The sequence below is a fragment of the Pseudomonas sp. SIMBA_067 genome, from assembly GCF_046534675.1.
GTDB lineage: Bacteria > Pseudomonadota > Gammaproteobacteria > Pseudomonadales > Pseudomonadaceae > Aquipseudomonas > Aquipseudomonas putida.
The window spans coordinates 432,037-449,456 of sequence record NZ_JAWRYH010000001.1 but is presented as its reverse complement, the minus strand read 5'-3'; the positions used below and the strand labels follow the sequence as shown (position 1 = coordinate 449,456).

The 17,420-nt window shown below is 62.8% G+C and carries 16 protein-coding genes; 13 read left to right on the top strand and 3 right to left on the bottom strand.

The window, feature by feature from the left end; all coding sequences use genetic code 11:
- Positions 1 to 37 precede the first annotated feature (37 nt).
- From lexA to SB765_RS02100, 4 genes are read left to right on the top strand one after another with little or no spacing between them, the layout of a single operon-like run.
- On the top strand, positions 38 to 655 hold the full coding sequence (gene lexA, locus SB765_RS02115) for a transcriptional repressor LexA (RefSeq protein ID WP_341798810.1): 618 nt from the start codon (positions 38 to 40) through the stop codon (positions 653 to 655).
- On the top strand, positions 655 to 1,275 hold the full coding sequence (gene imuA, locus SB765_RS02110; protein ID WP_341798811.1) for a translesion DNA synthesis-associated protein ImuA: 621 nt from the start codon (positions 655 to 657) through the stop codon (positions 1,273 to 1,275). The genes lexA and imuA overlap by 1 nt, the downstream gene beginning before the upstream one ends.
- 6 nt (positions 1,276 to 1,281) lie before the next feature.
- Entirely contained in the window at positions 1,282 to 2,700 is a 1,419-nt protein-coding gene (locus SB765_RS02105) for a Y-family DNA polymerase (protein ID WP_410911737.1), read from the top strand.
- Positions 2,697 to 5,777: an error-prone DNA polymerase gene (locus SB765_RS02100; RefSeq protein ID WP_410911735.1), complete on the top strand. Its 3,081-nt coding sequence runs from the start codon at positions 2,697 to 2,699 to the stop codon at positions 5,775 to 5,777. Before SB765_RS02105 ends, SB765_RS02100 begins: the two co-directional genes overlap by 4 nt.
- A gap of 155 nt (positions 5,778 to 5,932) precedes the next feature.
- Here the strand turns inward: SB765_RS02100 and SB765_RS02095 are convergent, their stop codons facing one another.
- Both SB765_RS02095 and SB765_RS02090 read right to left on the bottom strand, forming a co-directional pair.
- Positions 5,933 to 6,754, bottom strand: coding sequence for an aldo/keto reductase (locus SB765_RS02095; protein WP_410911733.1), 822 nt, complete (start codon positions 6,752 to 6,754; stop codon positions 5,933 to 5,935).
- Positions 6,742 to 7,647, bottom strand: coding sequence for a LysR family transcriptional regulator (locus SB765_RS02090; RefSeq protein WP_410911731.1), 906 nt, complete (start codon positions 7,645 to 7,647; stop codon positions 6,742 to 6,744). The genes SB765_RS02095 and SB765_RS02090 overlap by 13 nt, the downstream gene beginning before the upstream one ends.
- Before the next feature lie 140 nt (positions 7,648 to 7,787).
- On the opposite strand from SB765_RS02090, the gene SB765_RS02085 reads away from it, so the two are divergent.
- From SB765_RS02085 to SB765_RS02045, 9 genes are all read left to right on the top strand, one after another.
- Positions 7,788 to 8,486 carry a CoA transferase subunit A gene (locus tag SB765_RS02085; protein WP_016499567.1) on the top strand — a complete coding sequence of 233 codons (699 nt, stop codon included), beginning with the start codon at positions 7,788 to 7,790 and terminating at the stop codon, positions 8,484 to 8,486.
- Positions 8,487 to 8,521: 35 nt separating this feature from the next.
- Complete coding sequence (locus SB765_RS02080) at positions 8,522 to 9,178, top strand: CoA transferase subunit B (RefSeq protein WP_016499568.1); 657 nt, start codon at positions 8,522 to 8,524, stop codon at positions 9,176 to 9,178.
- A gap of 174 nt (positions 9,179 to 9,352) precedes the next feature.
- The gene (locus SB765_RS02075; protein WP_016499569.1) at positions 9,353 to 10,771 is read left to right on the top strand and encodes a short-chain fatty acid transporter; all 1,419 of its coding nucleotides are present in this window, start codon (positions 9,353 to 9,355) and stop codon (positions 10,769 to 10,771) included.
- 197 nt (positions 10,772 to 10,968) lie between these two features.
- Positions 10,969 to 11,511, top strand: coding sequence for a helix-turn-helix domain-containing protein (locus SB765_RS02070; RefSeq protein WP_410911729.1), 543 nt, complete (start codon positions 10,969 to 10,971; stop codon positions 11,509 to 11,511).
- Between the two features lie 251 nt (positions 11,512 to 11,762).
- On the top strand, positions 11,763 to 11,939 hold the full coding sequence (gene eppA, locus SB765_RS02065) for an EPS-associated small membrane protein EppA (protein ID WP_016487266.1): 177 nt from the start codon (positions 11,763 to 11,765) through the stop codon (positions 11,937 to 11,939).
- A gap of 267 nt (positions 11,940 to 12,206) precedes the next feature.
- The gene (locus SB765_RS02060; RefSeq protein WP_016499571.1) at positions 12,207 to 12,764 is read left to right on the top strand and encodes a polysaccharide biosynthesis/export family protein; all 558 of its coding nucleotides are present in this window, start codon (positions 12,207 to 12,209) and stop codon (positions 12,762 to 12,764) included.
- A gap of 24 nt (positions 12,765 to 12,788) precedes the next feature.
- Positions 12,789 to 13,904: a hypothetical protein gene (locus tag SB765_RS02055; protein WP_341798816.1), complete on the top strand. Its 1,116-nt coding sequence runs from the start codon at positions 12,789 to 12,791 to the stop codon at positions 13,902 to 13,904.
- A gap of 19 nt (positions 13,905 to 13,923) precedes the next feature.
- Positions 13,924 to 15,486, top strand: a complete 1,563-nt coding sequence (locus SB765_RS02050) for a GumC family protein (RefSeq protein WP_410911725.1) — start codon at positions 13,924 to 13,926, stop codon at positions 15,484 to 15,486.
- A gap of 11 nt (positions 15,487 to 15,497) precedes the next feature.
- Positions 15,498 to 16,304, top strand: a complete 807-nt coding sequence (locus tag SB765_RS02045; protein ID WP_016499574.1) for a CpsD/CapB family tyrosine-protein kinase — start codon at positions 15,498 to 15,500, stop codon at positions 16,302 to 16,304.
- A 40-nt stretch (positions 16,305 to 16,344) separates the two neighbouring features.
- Here the strand turns inward: SB765_RS02045 and galE are convergent, their stop codons facing one another.
- Positions 16,345 to 17,319, bottom strand: a complete 975-nt coding sequence (gene galE, locus SB765_RS02040) for a UDP-glucose 4-epimerase GalE (RefSeq protein WP_410911723.1) — start codon at positions 17,317 to 17,319, stop codon at positions 16,345 to 16,347.
- Between the last annotated feature and the right edge of the window lie 101 nt (positions 17,320 to 17,420).

Below are 17,420 nucleotides of genomic sequence, written 5' to 3'. Positions count from 1 at the left end.
GAAGGGGGCTGTTCAGCGTGCTCCGAAAAGAGTACAAATGTGCTCCATGGACAATCTTACCCCCAAACGCCGCGCCATTTTCGAATTCATCCGCGAGCGCATTGCCGATCAAGGGCAGCCACCGAGCCTGGCCGATATCGCCACGCGCTTCGGTTTTGCTTCGCGCAGCGTTGCGCGCAAGCACATCACCGCCTTGTGCCAGGCCGGTTATATCGATGTCACGCCGAACCAGGCGCGGGGCATTCGCCTGGCCGAACCGCTGCGTCGGCCAGAAATCCTCGAAGTGCCGGTGCTGGGCCAGGTGGCGGCGGGTGCACCCATCGGCCCGGACCTCGATATCCACGAACAGCTGCTGATCGACCCCAGCCTGTTCCGCCGCACCCCTGACTACCTGCTTAAAGTGCGTGGCAATTCGATGGTCGACGACGGCATCTTCGATGGTGATCTGGTCGGCATCCTGCAACAGGCCGACGCCCGCGATGGCCAGATCGTGGTTGCGCGCCTGGACGGCGAAGTGACCATCAAACGCCTGCAACGCCAGGGCAGCGGTTACCGGTTGTTGCCACGCAACCCGGCCTATGCACCCATCGATGTGCAGCCTGAACAGGAATTTTTCATCGAAGGCGTGTTCTGCGGCCTGCTGAGGCGTGACTGATGGGCGCAGTGGTCGACCTCGACAGGCTGCTCGATCAGCGCCGTGTCTGGCGCGGGCGGCAGGCCCAGGCGCGGCCACTCGGCTTGCAGCCCACCGGCCATGCGGCCCTTGACGAGCGCCTGCCTGAAGGCGGCTGGCCGGCGGCGGCACTCAGCGAGTTGCTACTGGCCAGCCCCGGTTGCGGCGAACTGCAACTGCTGTGGCCCACACTGGCGCGGCTGAGTACTGAAGGCAGCCGGGTAGTACTGGTGGCACCGCCGTTCATCCCTTACGCACCGGCCTGGCAGGCAGCCGGGGTAGACCTGCGCTGGCTGGTGCAGGTAGATGCCGCCCCTGCCGATGCCTTGTGGGCGGCCGAGCAGTGCCTGCGCTCGGGCAGTTGCGCGGCGGTGCTGTGCTGGCCTGAACGTGCCGATGACCGGGCCCTGCGGCGTTTGCAGGTGGCCGCAGAAACCGGACAGGCGCTGGCATTCGCCTGCCGGCCGTACCAGGCAGCACACAACCCGTCGCCAGCAGCGCTGCGGGTTGCCCTCGACACGCGTCCGGCGCAGTGGCGTGTGCTTAAAAGCCGGGGCGGCATGCCACCGGCGCTGCCCATCGCCTGCCCAGGGCGGGGCTGATGCACCATGCTCTGGGCCTGCATCCTGCTCCCGCAGCTGGCGCTGGACACGGTCCTGCGTGAGCGTGACGACCCCGACACTCCCTTGGTGCTGCTTGGCGGGCCTACCCAGCGCCGGGTATTGCAAGCGGTCAGCCCGGCAGCGGCCGCACTCGGGTTGAGGGCAGGGCAGACCCTGACGGCGGCACGTGCCCTGGCGGAGGGTTTCACCTGCGTCGAAGCCGACCCCAGGCGTATCGAGCATGTGCAGCAATTGCTGGCGGCCTGGGCCTATCGCTTCAGTGCCCAGGTCAGCCTGCATTACCCGCGGGCGTTGCTCCTGGAAGTAGGCTCCAGCCTGCAACTGTTCGGCCCCTGGCCCTTGTTCGAGGCACGTCTGCGCCAGGAGCTGGCAGATTTGGGCCTGCGCCAACGCATCGTCCTGGCCAGCAACCCGGTAGCGGCGCGCATGCTTGCCAATGCTCATGATGGCTTGGCCGTGGGCGATGCCGACGCCACCCGTGCGGCTCTGCTAGGCATGCCCATCACCCGCATCGGCTTGCCGACAGACGCCGCCGAAGCCTTTGCCCGCATGGGCCTGCGCCAGCTGGGCCAGGTACTGTCCTTGCCGCGCGATACATTGGCCAGGCGCTTTGCGCCCCAGGTGCAATTGCACCTCGACCAGCTGCTTGGCCTGCGCAATATGGGGCTGGACTTCTACCAGCCACCGGACCGTTTCGAAACCCGGCTGGAGCTGAACTTCGATGTCGAGTCGCACCAGGCGCTGTTGTTCCCGCTGCGGCGCATGCTCAACGACCTTGCCGCATTCCTCGCCGGGCGCGACTGTGGCGTGCAGCGCTTTTGCCTGCACCTGGAACATGCCGAAGGGCCGGACACCCTGCTTACGGTAGGCCTGCTGGCTGCCGAACGCGATGCCGCCATGCTGTTCGAACTGACCCGTGGGCGCCTGGAGCCGTTGCGCATTCCCGCACCCGTGCGCAACGTGCGGCTGGTTGCCGAGGACCTGCCTACCTTCGTGCCCCAGCACCAGGCGTTGTTTGACCCTCGTGCGCAGCAGGCGCAACCCTGGGAACAATTGCGCGAGCGGCTGCGCGCCCGCCTGGGGGATGAGGCCGTGAAGGGGCTGAGCGCGGCTGCCGATCACCGCCCCGAATGCGCCTGGCAGCTGACCGAGCAAGGCGCCCAAGGCAGCATGCCGGTTGCCCCAGGCACTCGCCCGGGCTGGCTACTGCCAGCCCCGATGGCGCTGGACGCCGCCAGCTACCAGGTACAGGGCCAGGCCGAACGCATCGAGTCGGGCTGGTGGGATGGCGGCGACGTGCGCCGCGACTACTACCGCATCGAAACCCGTGATGGCCTGCGCGGCTGGGCCTACCGCGACCTGGGTCAGGCCGGCCCGCTGTGGCTGCAGGGGTGGTTCGCATGAGCAAGCAGGGTTATGCCGAGCTGCATTGCCTGTCCAACTTCAGCTTCCAGCGCGGGGCGTCGAGCGCTGACGAGCTGTTCCGGCGCGCGGGTGAACAGGGCTACCAGGCCCTGGCGATCACTGACGAGTGCACCTTAGCTGGCATCGTTCGGGCCTGGCAGGCTGCCAAGGCGCATCAGCTGCGGCTGATCGTGGGCAGCGAGGTGCTTCTGCAGGGCGGCCCCAAGCTGGTGCTGCTGGTAGAGAACCTGGCCGGTTACCAGAGTTTGTGCGCGCTGATCACGCGGGCTCGCCGGCGGGCGCAAAAGGGCGATTACCAGCTGTTTCGCGACGACCTGCAACAACACCATCAAGGCCTGCTGGCGCTGTGGGTGGCCGATGACTGCGCCGACACTGCCACGGGTGAGTGGTTACGCAGCGTGTTCGGCGAACGGCTGTGGCTGGCCGTGCACCTGCATCGAGGCAGTGACGATGCCCTGCGCCTGCAAGGCTTGCGAGGCCTGGCGGCTGAAGTGGGTATCCGCGCCGTGGCCTGTGGCGATGTGCACATGCATGTGCGCGGCCGCCGTGCCTTGCAGGACTGCATGACCGCCATCCGCCAGCATTGCCGGGTGGATGAGGCTGGGCGCTTCCTGTTTGCCAATGGCGAGCGGCACCTGCGCAGCCAGGCACAGTTGGGCGAACTCTATCCTGCCGACCTGCTGGCCGAGACCATGGCCATTGCCGAGCGCTGCCAATTTGACCTGAGCGAGTTGAAATACCAGTACCCGCGCGAACTGGTGCCCCAGGGCCATACCCCGGCAAGCTGGTTGCGTGAACTGTGCGAGCAAGGCTTGCCGCTACGCTGGCCAGGCGGGCCGAGTGACAAGGTGCGTGATGTGCTGGCCACGGAGTTGGCGCTGATCGAGGAACTTGGTTACGAAAGTTACTTCCTGACCGTGCACGACATCGTCGCCTTCGCCCGCAGCCAAGGCATCTTGTGTCAGGGCCGCGGTTCGGCCGCCAACTCGGTGGTGTGTTTCGTGCTGGGCATTACCGAGCTCGACCCCATGCAGCATCGCCTGCTGTTCGAGCGCTTCCTGTCGCGCGAACGCAACGAGCCGCCTGATATCGACGTGGACTTCGAGCACGACCGGCGCGAAGAAGTGATCCAGTATGTGTTTCGCCGTTATGGCCGACACCGTGCTGCGCTGACGGCGGTGGTCAACACCTACCATGCCGCGGGTGCGGTGCGCGATGTAGCGCGGGTATTGGGTTTGCCGGCAGACCAGGTGGATGCCCTGGCCAAGTGCTGTGGTCGCTGGAGCGACCGCATTCCCGATGACCAGCGCCTGGCCGAGGCCGGCTTTGAGGCCGGCAGCCCTTCACTGCGGCGGGTGCTGGTGCTGGCTGGCGAGCTGATCGGCTTCCCCCGGCACCTGTCGCAGCACCCAGGCGGCTTTGTCATCTCCCAGCAGCCACTCGACCAGCTGGTGCCGGTGGAAAATGCCGCGATGGCGGAGCGCACGGTGATCCAGTGGGACAAGGACGACCTGGACATGGTCGGCCTGCTAAAGGTCGACGTGCTGGCGCTGGGCATGCTCAGTGCCTTGCGCCGCTGCTTCGACCTGCTGCAACGCCATCGCGGCCAACAACTGACCCTGGCTACCATTCCTGGCGAAGACCCGGCCACCTACGCCATGATCAGCCGCGCCGAGACCATGGGGGTATTCCAGATCGAGTCGCGGGCGCAGATGGCCATGCTGCCCCGGCTGCGGCCCAACACGTTCTATGACCTGGTCATCGAGGTGGCGATTGTCCGCCCCGGGCCGATCCAGGGTGACATGGTGCACCCGTACCTGCGCCGGCGCCTGAAGCAGGAACCGGTAACCTACCCATCGCCGCAGCTCAAGGAGGTCTTCGAGCGTACCTTGGGCGTGCCGCTGTTCCAGGAGCAGGTGATGGAGCTGGCCATGGTTGCCGCCGATTACACGCCGGGCGAGGCCGACCAGCTACGTCGTAACATGGCGGCCTGGAAGCGCCACGGTGGCCTGGAACCGCACCGTGAGCGGCTGGTGCAAGGCATGCTGCGCAATGGTTACGACCTGGCGTTTGCTGAGCGCATCTTCGAGCAGATCAAGGGTTTTGGCAGCTATGGCTTCCCGGAATCGCACGCGGCCAGCTTCGCCTTGCTGTGTTATGCCAGCAGCTGGCTGAAGTGCCATGAGCCGGCGATTTTCACTTGCGCGCTGGTCAACAGCTGGCCCATGGGCTTCTACAGCCCTGACCAGTTGTTGCAAGAGGCCCGGCGCCAGGGTATCGAGGTGCGCCCGGTTGATGTCTGCCACAGCGAGTGGGACTGCACCCTTGAGCCTGATGCTGAAGGCACATTGGCTATTCGCATGGGCTTGCGCCTGGTGCGCGGTTTGGCCGAGGCCGATGCCAGGCACCTGGAGCAGGCGAGGGCGCAACGGCCATGGCGCGATGTCGAAGACCTGTGCCTGCGTGCAGGGCTCGATTCAAGGGCCCGAGCCCGCCTGGCCGATGGCGGGGCGCTGCGTGCCCTGGCCAGTGACCGGCACCAGGCACGCTGGCAGGTGGCGGCGGTTCAGCCGCAGCTGCCCCTGTTTGCCGAGGTGCAACCGGTGCCTGAAACGCCAGTGGAATTGCCTGTGCCTACCGTAGGTGAAGACCTGATGGTCGATTACCAGGCCCTGGGTACCACGCTGGGGCCGCATCCGCTGGCACTGTTGCGCTCACGCCTGAGGGCGCTGGGGTGTCGCAGCTCCAGCGAATTGCAGGGTGTGGAGCATGGCGACAACATTGCCGTGGCCGGGTTGGTGGTGGGGCGGCAACGGCCCCAGACCGCCAGCGGAGTGACCTTCGTCACCCTGGAAGACGAGCACGGGATGGTCAATGTGGTGGTGTGGCGGGACATTGCCGAACGGCAGCGGCGGGCGTTGGTGGGGTCGCAGCTGCTCAAGGTCAGTGGGCGGCTGGAGCAGGAGAACGGCGTGCGGCACCTGATTGCACGGCGGCTGGAAGATGTGAGCCCGTTGCTGCAAGGGCTGGATGTGCGCAGCCGGGATTTCCACTGAGTTGCGCATCAACACGGCCCCCTGTAGGAGCGGCCTTGCGCCGCGAAAGGGCCGCACAGCGGCCCCAGGGTTTCAGCTTCGCCGCATCCATTGCTGGGGCCGCCTTGCGGCCCTTTCGCGGCGCAAGGCCGCTCCTACAAGTACCGCGTGAGTAGTTAGACGATCGCCAACCGCTGCTTGCGCGTCGGTGCCGGGAACGCCCGGTCGATTGCCCGAAGGTCCTCGCTGTTCAAGGTCAGCGCACCTGCGGCTGCATTCAGCCGAACATGCTCGGGCGCCACGGCCTTGGGGATGGCGATCACCCCATCACTGCGGGTCACCCAGGCCAGGCTGACCTGGGCCGGCGTGGCGCCATGGCGCTCGGCAATTTCTGCCAGCACAGGATGCTGCAGCAAGCGCCCGGCCTGGGCCAGCGGGCAGTAGGCCATGGTCGGCAGCGCGCGCTTTCCGCACCAAGGCAGCAAGTCGAATTCGATGCCACGCTGCGCCGGGTTGTACAGCACCTGGTTGGTGGCGCATTCAGGGTTGTGCAGTTCGCGCAGGTCGTCGACGTCGAAGTTGGACACGCCCCAGCGCCTGATCTTGCCTTGCTCGCGCAAACGCTCGAAGGCTTCGACGGTTTCTTCCAACGGGTGCTGGCCACGCCAATGCAGCAGGTACAGGTCGATGCAGTCGGTACCCAGGCGGGCGAGGCTGCGCTCGCAGGCGGCCGCCATGCCGCGTCGGCTGGCATTGTGCGGGTACACCTTGCTGACCAGGAACACCTGGCCGCGGCGCCCGGCAATGGCCTGGCCAACCACTTCTTCCGCGCCGCCTTCGGCATACATCTCGGCGGTGTCGATCAGGGTCAGGCCCAACTCGATACCCTGTTGCAGGGCCGCCACTTCGGCAGCCTTGCGGCCGGGGTCCTCACCCATGTACCAAGTGCCCTGGCCAATGGCCGGAACGCTCGAACCTGCCAGTTTCACGTAACGCATGTCACCTCCGGGATCCGTGTATTGGAAAGCAGAACCTCAAGCAGCGCTTGCGCTGCGGTGGAAAGCTTGTGTTCACTGAGGGCAATCACGCCGATGCGCCGCTCGACGGTGGGCTCCACCAAGGTAATGCAGCGGGCGCCGAGCTCCTGCATCTGGTTGATGCACAGCGCCGGTACGGCACTGACCCCCAGGCCGCTGGCGACCATGCGGCCAATGGTTGCCAACTGGTGGCTCTCGAATGCCACGGCCAGTTTGCCGTGGTGGGCGGCCACATTCTGCTCCATCAGCAGGCGCACCGCCGAAGGGCGTTGCAGGGCCACGAAGTCTTCGGCCATCAGCTTTGCCCAGCTGACCTGGGGCAGCAACGCCAGGGGCGAGTCGGCCGGTACCACTGCGACGAAGCGGTCCAGGTACAACGGGTGAAAATCCAGCCCGTCGATGTTGTCCGGCTCGAAGCCGATGCCCAGTTCGACGCGGCGATGGCGTACCAGTTCCAGCACCTGTTCGTTGATCACGTCATGCACCGTGACGTTGACCTTGGGGTAGCGCTGGCGAAATACCTTGAGCGAGTGGGGCAGGAGGTTGCCGGCAAAGGCTGGCATGGCCGCCACCGATACCCGGCCCAGTTGCAGGGTGAAACGTTGGCGCAGCATCTCTTCAGTGTCGTCCCAGTCTGCCAGTAGGCGCCGTGCCAGCGGCAGCAACACTTCGCCCTCGGCGGTCAGGCTGACGCTGCGCGTGGTGCGGCTGAGCAGGGCGCCGCCGAGGTTTTCTTCCAGGGCCTTGATGGTCAGGCTCAGGGCGGGCTGCGATATATGCAGGTGCTCACCGGCCTGGGCGAAGCTCTGGTACTTGGCCACGGCGACAAAGGCACGCAGTTGCTTGACGTTCATGACAGGCCTATTGTTTGTTTTGTAAAAGTTATCAATCGATGACGAAAACAAAATTAACAAATCAGTCGCGTGCGGTGAAGATGTCTGCACACGCTCACCGACAGCCTCGTCGGTTCTACAACTACAAAAGGCGGATCAGCATGGCCGGACTGGACAAGCGCGTTGCAACCTACGAACAGGCCCTCGAAGGCCTGACCGACAACATGACAGTGCTGGCCGGTGGTTTCGGCCTGTGCGGCATCCCGGAAAACCTCATCAGCGAAATCAAGCGACGTGGCGTCAAGGGCTTGACCGTAGTCTCGAACAACTGCGGCGTCGACGGCTTCGGCCTCGGCGTGTTGCTGGAAGACCGGCAGATTCGCAAGATGATCGCGTCCTATGTGGGAGAAAACGCCGAATTCGAACGCCAACTGCTCAGCGGTGAGCTGGACGTGGAGCTGACCCCGCAGGGCACCCTGGCCGAGAAGATGCGCGCCGGCGGTGCCGGAATCCCGGCGTTCTTCACCGCCACCGGTTACGGCACCCCGGTTGCCGAGGGCAAGGAAGTGCGCGAGTTCAAGGGCCGCAAGTACATCCTTGAAGAATCCATTACCGGTGACTTCGCCATCGTCAAGGGCTGGAAGGCCGACCACTACGGCAACGTGGTCTACCGCAACACCGCGCAAAACTTCAACCCGCTGGCTGCCACCGCCGGCAAGATCACCGTGGTCGAAGTGGAAGAGATCGTCGAACCCGGCGTGCTGTTGCCGAGCGAAATCCACACCCCGGGCATCTACGTGGACCGTGTCATCGTCGGCACCTTCGAGAAGCGTATCGAAAAGCGCACCGTCAAGGCCTGAGCGCCATCCACCAGAACAACAAAGAGACCCTGACCATGGCACTGACCCGCGAACAGATGGCGCAACGCGTCGCACGTGAACTGAAAGACGGCTACTACGTCAACCTGGGCATCGGCATTCCGACCCTGGTGGCCAACTACGTACCCGCAGATATGGATGTGATGCTGCAATCGGAAAACGGCCTGCTCGGCATGGGCGAGTTTCCGACCGAAAGTACCCTCGATGCCGACATGATCAACGCCGGCAAGCAAACCGTCACCGCCCGCCGCGGCGCCTCGATTTTCGATTCGGCACAATCGTTCGCCATGATCCGTGGTGGCCACGTCGACCTGACCGTGCTGGGTGCCTTTGAAGTGGACGTACAAGGCAACATCGCCTCGTGGATGATCCCCGGCAAGCTGGTCAAAGGCATGGGTGGTGCCATGGACCTTGTGGCTGGCGCCGAGAACATCATCGTCACCATGACCCACGCTTCCAAGGACGGGGAGTCCAAGTTGCTTGCGCAATGCAGCCTGCCGCTGACCGGCGCCGGCTGCATCCGCAAGGTGCTGACCGACCTGGCCTACCTGGAAATCGAAGACGGCGCGTTCATCCTGCGCGAAACCGCGCCGGGGGTAAGCGTTGAAGAGATCATCGCGAAAACCGCCGGCAAGCTGATCGTGCCGGATGATGTGAAGGAAATGACCTTCTGATTCAACGGGCTTCATACATTCCCCTGTAGGAGCAGCCTTGTGCTGCGAAGGGGCCAGTGCAGGCATTCACATAATGTTTGTCTGTACTGGCCTCTTCGCAGCACAAGGCTGCTCCTACAGGGGTTTTGTGTTTTTGCTGACTTATCCGATAAAACCAATAAAAGGAATTCAACTGTGGCCGCTGAAATCCAAGACAGCCGTTCCGCGCGCTTTGCCTTGCGCTGTTCCAACTGGGCCGAACGCTGGTTCCCCGACTCCTGGGTGTTCGCCGCACTGGCGGTGCTGCTGGTGTGCATCGGTGCCCTGGCCATGGGAGCCAAGCCGACCGACACCGCAAAGGCCTTTGGTGACGGGTTCTGGAGCCTGATCCCGTTCACCATGCAGATGGCCTTCGTGGTCATTGGCGGTTATGTGGTGGCCAGCTCGCCGCCCGCCGCGCGGCTGATCGATCGCCTGGCGCGCATCCCCGGCAATGGTCGCTCGGCAGTGTGCTGGGTAGCGCTGATCTCGATGCTGGCTTCCTTGCTCAACTGGGGGCTGTCGCTGGTATTCGGTGGCCTGCTGGTACGCGCGCTGGCGCGGCGCACCGATCTCAAGATGGACTACCGCGCCGCCGGCGCGGCCGCCTACCTGGGCCTGGGCGCAGTGTGGGCACTGGGCTTGTCATCGTCGGCGGCGCAACTGCAGGCCAACCCGGCCAGCCTGCCACCTTCGATCCTGTCGATTACTGGCGTGATCCCGTTCACTGAAACCATCTTCCTCTGGCAGTCCGGCGTCATGTTGGCGGCGCTGGTGGTGGTCTCGCTGTTCATCGCCTATGCCACCGCCCCAGGCCCGAACAGTGCACGTAGCGCCGAAGACTGCGGCGTCGACCCCAGCTTCACCGCGCCACCTGCACCGCAGCGCACTCGCCCGGGTGAGTGGCTGGAGCACAGCCCGATCCTGATCCTGTTGCTGGTGGCCCTGGCCGCTGGCTGGCTTTATCAGGAGTTCGCCACCAAGCCTGCGATTACCGCGATCTCCGGGCTGAATACCTACAACCTGCTGTTCATCATGCTCGGTGCCTTGCTGCACTGGCGCCCGCGCAGCTTTCTTGACGCAGTGGCGCGCGCCGTACCGACCACCACGGGAGTACTGATCCAGTTCCCGCTGTACGGTTCCATCGCGGCCATTCTCACCCAGGTGAAGGGTGTCGATGAACAGACCCTGGCCCACCATATTTCGCTGTTCTTCACCCAGATTGCCACCCATGACACCTATGCCGTGCTGATGGGGGTGTATTCGGCGGTGCTGGGCTTCTTCATCCCATCGGGCGGTGGCAAGTGGATCATCGAGGCGCCGTACGTGATGCTGGTGGCCAACGACCTGCAGTACCACCTGGGCTGGGCGGTGCAGATCTACAACGCTGCCGAAGCCTTGCCGAACCTGATCAACCCGTTCTACATGCTGCCCCTGCTGGGCGTGCTGGGGCTCAAGGCGCGCGACCTGATCGGCTTCTCGTTCGTGCAGTTGCTGGTGCACGTGCCGTTGGTGCTGGTGTTGTTGTGGGCGCTGGGTACGACGCTGCAATACGTACCGCCTGTGATGCCATAGGGCAGGCACTCTGTGGGAGCGGGCTTGCCCGCGAACACCGGCACAGCCGGTGCCAAGCACCGCGTCGTATTCTTCGCGGGCTTGCCCGCTCCCACAGGGTGAGGTGGTGCCTGCCGAGGCAGGGCGACAATCTGCAGGCTTGGCGTCAGCTTTCAGATGCGTATCATGGCTGCCTCAGCCTGGGAAACCCGCGTCACATGTCTATCCGATTGAAACTGCTGCGTAAGAAACTGGGAATGACCCTGGAAATGCTGGCCGAGAAGACCGGCATGACCAAAAGCTACCTGTCCAAGGTCGAGCGCGGCCTTAATACACCCTCGATTGCCGCCGCGCTAAAGCTCGCACGGGCATTGAACGTCAATGTCGAAGAGCTGTTCGCTGAAGAGCAGGCCGGCCAGAGCCGCTACAGCCTGGTGCGCCATGGCGAACGTCAGGCGCTGGTAGGCGATGGGCAAGGGCCGGGCTATGCAGCCCTCACCAGCCAGGTCGGGCAGCGCAGCCTGCTGCCCTTTCTGATCCAGCCGCCAAACGAGTTCAGCGACCCCACGTTCAAGGAACACCTGGGCGAGGAGTTCCTGTTTGTGCACGCAGGCCAGGTGGAGGTGGATTTCATGACCGAACGGGTGCTGCTGGAGCAGGGCGATGCCTTGCATTTCAACGCCCAGACACCGCACCGACTACGCTCGGTAGGTGCCCAGCCGGCGCAATTGCTGGTCGTGGTTCACCACGCAGACGAATAAAACCACAGGGGGCAGGGGAACGCCCCCACGTATTCTCATCCGTGAAACGCAGCCTCCCTTGCAGCGGCATTTCTTTGCATAATTTGCATGTCGGTATTTTGACGAATAACCCCATCTCCCATTGAATTTTATTATGGTGTCGGATCATTGACGTAGTGTCATTGTGCCCATAAGCTCAAGTCAACAGCGAAACAACTCCCGCCACACCGAGCAAATAACTAATTGATTTTCCTGTTTTTTTGGAGGGGCGTATGCGCACGACTCTGATTATCAAATCGATGTTCTTGCTGGTGTTGCTGAGTGGCGCTGCGCGTGCGGCAGATTCATATGTAAACCAAAACAGTATCATTCCTGTTTCAACCGCCGGCTGGTTGTTAGCCTTCGCAGTTGTTGGCTTTGTGCTGGTGGCAAACAGAAGAAAAATCTGAGGCTGACCGCCTTTTTTCCAGAGTGGGCAGAGGTTGTTGCAAGCCCGGGGCATGGCTTGTGAATTTCCCAACCGTTGCTATATTCCCAGTAGCCCTTGAAGGGCCTTGGTTTGCAGAGCAAGGCAGCCTACCTGTAAAGCGTCAAGGTTGGGGCCTCCAGGAAGGACGAGGCCATCGCGGCGGGCCTAAGCCGCGAAGCAGAGCGAGAGTTGGTGTGCTGTTCTCATTCAGTGCTCTTTTTCGGGCCATTTGGCCGGAGGGACCCTCATGATGCGTTCATTGATTGCCGCATTCTGCGTGCTGACCGTGTGGTCCAGTGCTGGCAACGCCGATCAGAGCGGTGCGGCTTACCTGCTCAGCCCCGGTGATGTGGTGATGGTTTCGGTGTGGCAGGAAGACAGCCTGCGTCAAGAAGCCACCGTACTACCCGATGGCAGTATTACCTTCCCCTTGGCCGGGCGCATCAATGTTGCCGGGCTGGATGTAACGGCAGTTGAGAAGCAAGTGGCTGCCAAACTCGAAAAATTCCTCCCCGACCCGAACGTCAGCGTTGTCGTCAAGAGCATCGCCGGCAACCTGGTCTATGTCCAAGGCAAAGTGATCAAGCCGGGCCCCGTGCAGATGGCGGGCCCTACCGCAGTGCTTCAGGCGCTGAGCATGTCGGGCGGCCTGGACAAGTTTGCTGACGAAAGCGATATCAAGGTGGTCCGCGGCACCGGTGCTTCCCAAAAGATCCTGCCCGTGCGATATAAGGACCTGGTGTCTGGGCGGGATATGTCCACCAACATCCAACTTCAGGCTGGCGATACGCTGGTCGTTCCTTGATCTTGCCTTTAATAAGAACATTTAATGCCTCTTCTTAGAACAACTAGCATTGCAACGGCAATCTTGGTCTTGCCGTTCACGGACGCGGTCCTGGCGGCAAATTGGCAGTCTACGGTGGTGGTACCGACATCCGTCGAATATGACAGCAACCCTTTGTTGCTGACATCGGGGGAAAAGGGTGTAACGCGCACGATCATCGCGCCGGACTACACCCTGATCGGTACCTTCGGCCAGGACGAATTGAGGTTGGGGCTGGGCATGCATGTGTTGCGCTCGTCCGACACGGATGTGGTCGATGACCGTGAAGACCCTGATATCAGCCTGGGCTGGCAGCGCACCACCGAGCGTGGTCGTTTCGGCCTGGTGGCGCGCTACAACGAAAGTTCGACACTGTCGGGCACGGTGCTGGATACCGGGGTGATCACCACCGACGGTACCCAAAAGCTCTACACCCTGACCGGCAACTGGAGCCAGGCGGTTACCGAGCGCAGTACCTTGAGCAACGAAACCACCTTTAACCGTGCCCGTTATGACATCAGTACGCTGACGGGGTACGACGAACTGGCAAACGTGTTTACCTGGACCTATGCCTGGAGCGAGCGGGCCGATGTGTATACCCGCTTCGGTGCCCGACGCTATGAGCCAGAGCAGGACCTTACCGCGACCGCGTCCAACAGCTACACCCCGGCAGTCGGCATCAAGTACCAGCTTGCCGAAGGCCTGAGCGCCGATGCCCACATTGGCGTCAACCAGGTGTCTGGCGACGACGGCGGTCGACGCGGGGAGGGTGGGGTGGCGTTGCTCTACACCGGCACGCGTGCCATTGCCAGCCTGACCGCCGAGCGGAGCACGGTGGCCAGTGCTGAAGGCGGCTTCGCCGAGCTGGACCAGGTGCGTGGCGTGTGGAGTTACGCCGTCACCGAACTGGACCGGGTGGGCGCTGACGCTGCCTGGCAAGACAGCAAAGGGCAGAGCCCTAATACATTGCAGACGTACAGCGTCTGGGCCAGCCGCCAGTTTTCACCGTACTGGGACCTGCGTCTGTCGCTGATGTACAAGGAGCGGCAACAGGACCAGGCGCCCGATGCAACCGCTACGATCGTTGGTTTGACGTTGACGTACAGGTACCCCGACATCTGAACTTCAGGCAGGTGGCCCCATGAAGTCTGACTACGAACTCTCCATCAGAGATTACATCGCCATTATCAAGGACAGGGCCCTGGTGTTAGGGGTGAGTGCCGTAGTCATTCTTGCCGCGACCGTGGCGGTCGCGTTGATGGTGCCGCCGCTCTACCAGTCGACCGGCACCATCCTTGTGGAGTCACAGCAGATTTCGCCCGAGCTGGTGTCGACCAACACCACCAGCTTTGCCGATGAGCGCATCGAGGTGATTCGCCAGCGGGTGATGACCCGCGAGAACCTGCTGCGCATTATCGACAAGTACAACCTGTTCGCCGACAAGCGCTTGAGCGAGTCTGACAAGATCGACCAGATGCGCAATGCCATCGTGGTCGAAACCCTCACCACGTTCGTGCGCGGGCGAGGCGAGGCGACGGTTGCGTTCAATGTGTCCTTCGAACACAAGCAGGCGGAAGTCGCCAAGGAAGTGGCCGACGAACTGGTTACCCTTTTTCTCAACGAAAACCTCAAGCAGCGCACCGAGCGGGCCAACGAAACCACCGAGTTTCTTACCCAGGAGGCCAACAAGCTGGGTGCCGAACTGGCCAGCCTGGAGAACCAGCTGGCCGACTTCAAACAGGCCCACGCCAATGCCTTGCCAGAGCACCAGACCCTGCGCATGAACATGCTCTCGCGCTCGGAGCTGGAGTTCCGCGAAGTCGATCGTGACTACAAGGCCGCCCAGGAAGAACTGCGCTACCTGGAGCTGGAGTTGTCTGCGGCCAATGCCGGCCTGGCCACCAAGACTACCGAAGGCAGCAAGCCAGCCAGTGCCGACCAGCCTCAGGACCTGCCAAGCCTGAAGGCCGAGTACGCCCGGTTGCTGACCCGCTACAAGGATGCCCACCCGGATGTGGTGGCGGTCAAGCGCAAGATCCAGGCGCTCGAAGCCAGCGGCGGGCGCACGGCCACCACGTCCACAGTCAGCCTCGACGTGGCGCGCGTTCGAGCCAAGATGAGCGCGGCCCAGGAACGTATCAGCTCGCTGGCCGATCAGAAGCGCGAGCTGACCAGAAAGATGGAGGGCTACGAGGCCGAGATCCTCGAGGCGCCGCAAGTCGAGCGTGGCCTGGTGACCTTGATGCGTGACCACGATAACGCGCGCAAGAAGTATGAAGAAATCCGCGCCAAGGAAATGGGCGCGAAAATTACCGAAAGCCTGGAGCAGGAGAACAAGGCCGAGCGCTTTGTACTGCTGGAGCCACCGCTGATGCCTGAAAAACCGATCAAGCCTAATCGCAAGAAGATCGCTGCGTTGGGCCTGGTGCTGGCACCGGCAGGCGGCGGCGCCCTGGTGATGCTGCTGGAAATACTCAACCAGCGCGTGCGCGGCGTCGGCGCTCTGGAAAACCTGCTGGGCAAACGGGTGCTGGTGGCAATCCCCTACATCGATACCCGGGCCGACGTGGCCAGGCGCAAACGGTGGCGTAACTGGCTGATCCTGGCGGCACTGGCGTTGGCGGCTATCATGGTAGTGCTGGTGCACGTCTTCTACATGCCACTGGATGTGCTGTTGTTCAAAGTCATATCTCGGTTTGCATAGGGAAAGCAGTGATGGACAGGACCAAGCCGTCTGTTGGCAATAATCTTCACCAGGTTACCCCGGGAACCCCCCAGGCATTGTCACCCGCCCCCGGCACCGCGCTGGCGGAAGTGCCTGGCCAGTTCGATTATGTGAACACCAAAGTGGTGCCGCTGCGGGCGGACCATCTGGAGCGCCACCGCATCGTGGCGTACAACAAGAACTCCAACATGAACGGGCCCATCGACCTGCTGCGCACGCAGGTGCTCAGGGCCATGGAGGAGAACGGCTGGCGTACCCTGGCGATCACCTCGCCAACGCCTGAGGCGGGCAAGACGGTGCTGGCGATCAATCTGGCCATGAGTATTGCTCACCACACGACCAAGACTGCGTTGCTGGTGGACTTTGACCTGCGCCGGCCCAAAGTCGGCAGTACCCTTGGCCTGCCCATGGAGCAGGCGCTGAACGAGTACCTGACGGACAAGGCCGAGTTGCAGGAATGCCTGGTCAACCCGACGTTGCCGCGCTTTGTGGTGTTGCCGACACGTGTGCCGGTGCCGATGTCGACCGAGATGCTGTCGTCGCCCAAGGTGAACAACCTGATCAGTGATTTACGCAACCGTTACGACTCGCGCATCTGCATTTTCGATTTACCCCCACTGCTTAGCTCTGACGATGCGATCACCGTGATACCCAAGTTTGATTGTGTGCTGCTGGTGGTAGCCAACGGGATGAACAACAAGAAGGAAATCGAGGACTGCCTGCACCACCTGGCCACGGTGAACCTGGTCGGGACGGTGCTGAACAAGGCTGACGAGCAGCCGCGAACTTATTATTAAGGTTCGAGATTTTGGGGCTGCTTTGCAGCCCCCAAAGATCTCAGCCCTGATGCAGGCTCCAGGGATACTGCAACTCCCACTGCCACGCATGCCGCACAATCTGCTCCAGCGAAGCAAACTCCGGCCGCCAGCCCAGCACCTGCAGCGCCTTGCTCGCATCCGCCACCAGCCGTGGCGGGTCGCCAGCGCGGCGTGGCGCGTCAAGGGCATTGATCTGCCGCCCCGTCACCGCCCTGGCTGTATCGATCACCTGCTGCACCGAAAAGCCCAGGCCATTGCCCAGGTTGAACGCAGTGCGCTCGCCCCCCGCCAACAGATAATCCACCGCCAACGCATGCGCCGCCGCCAGGTCGGCCACATGCACGTAGTCGCGGATACAGGTGCCATCCGGCGTATCGTAATCCCGGCCAAACACCGTCACCGCCTCGCGGCGGCCTGAAGCGGCCTGCAGGATCAGCGGGATCAGGTGGGTTTCCGGTTCGTGGCGTTCACCCAGCTGGCCATCGGGGTCGGCACCGGCGGCATTGAAGTAACGCAGGCATACAGACTTCAAGCCATAAGCCCGGTCAAAGTCCTCGAGAATCTGCTCGACCATCCATTTGCTCAGCCCATAAGGGTTGATCGGCCCTTTGGCATGCGCTTCATCGATTGGCACGTACTGCGGGTTACCGTAAACGGCGGCACTGGAAGAAAACACCAAATGCTTGATGCCGGCATTCACCATGGCCTGCAATAAGGCGAGGGTGGCGGCGACGTTGTTCTGGTAGTACTTGCCGGGTGCGCTGACCGACTCGCCCACCTGGATGAACGAGGCAAAGTGGAACACTGCATCGAAGTGGCAGACGCCGAACAGCACATCCAGGGCAGCTTCGTCGGCAATGTCGAGCTTGGCCCACTGGATGCCGGAGCCAGGCGAAACCAGGTCCGCCACCACCACCTCATGGCCGGCACCGAGCAGGTGCTTGACCATGTGTGAGCCAATGTAGCCTGCACCACCCACTACCAGAAATTTCATCCGCACCTCCTGGAATCTGCTGTTTACAGACGCAGTGAACCGTCCCTGAAACGTGCAGGTGGGATGATCAGCTACAGGTGACCTGAGCGTAGATGGCCCTA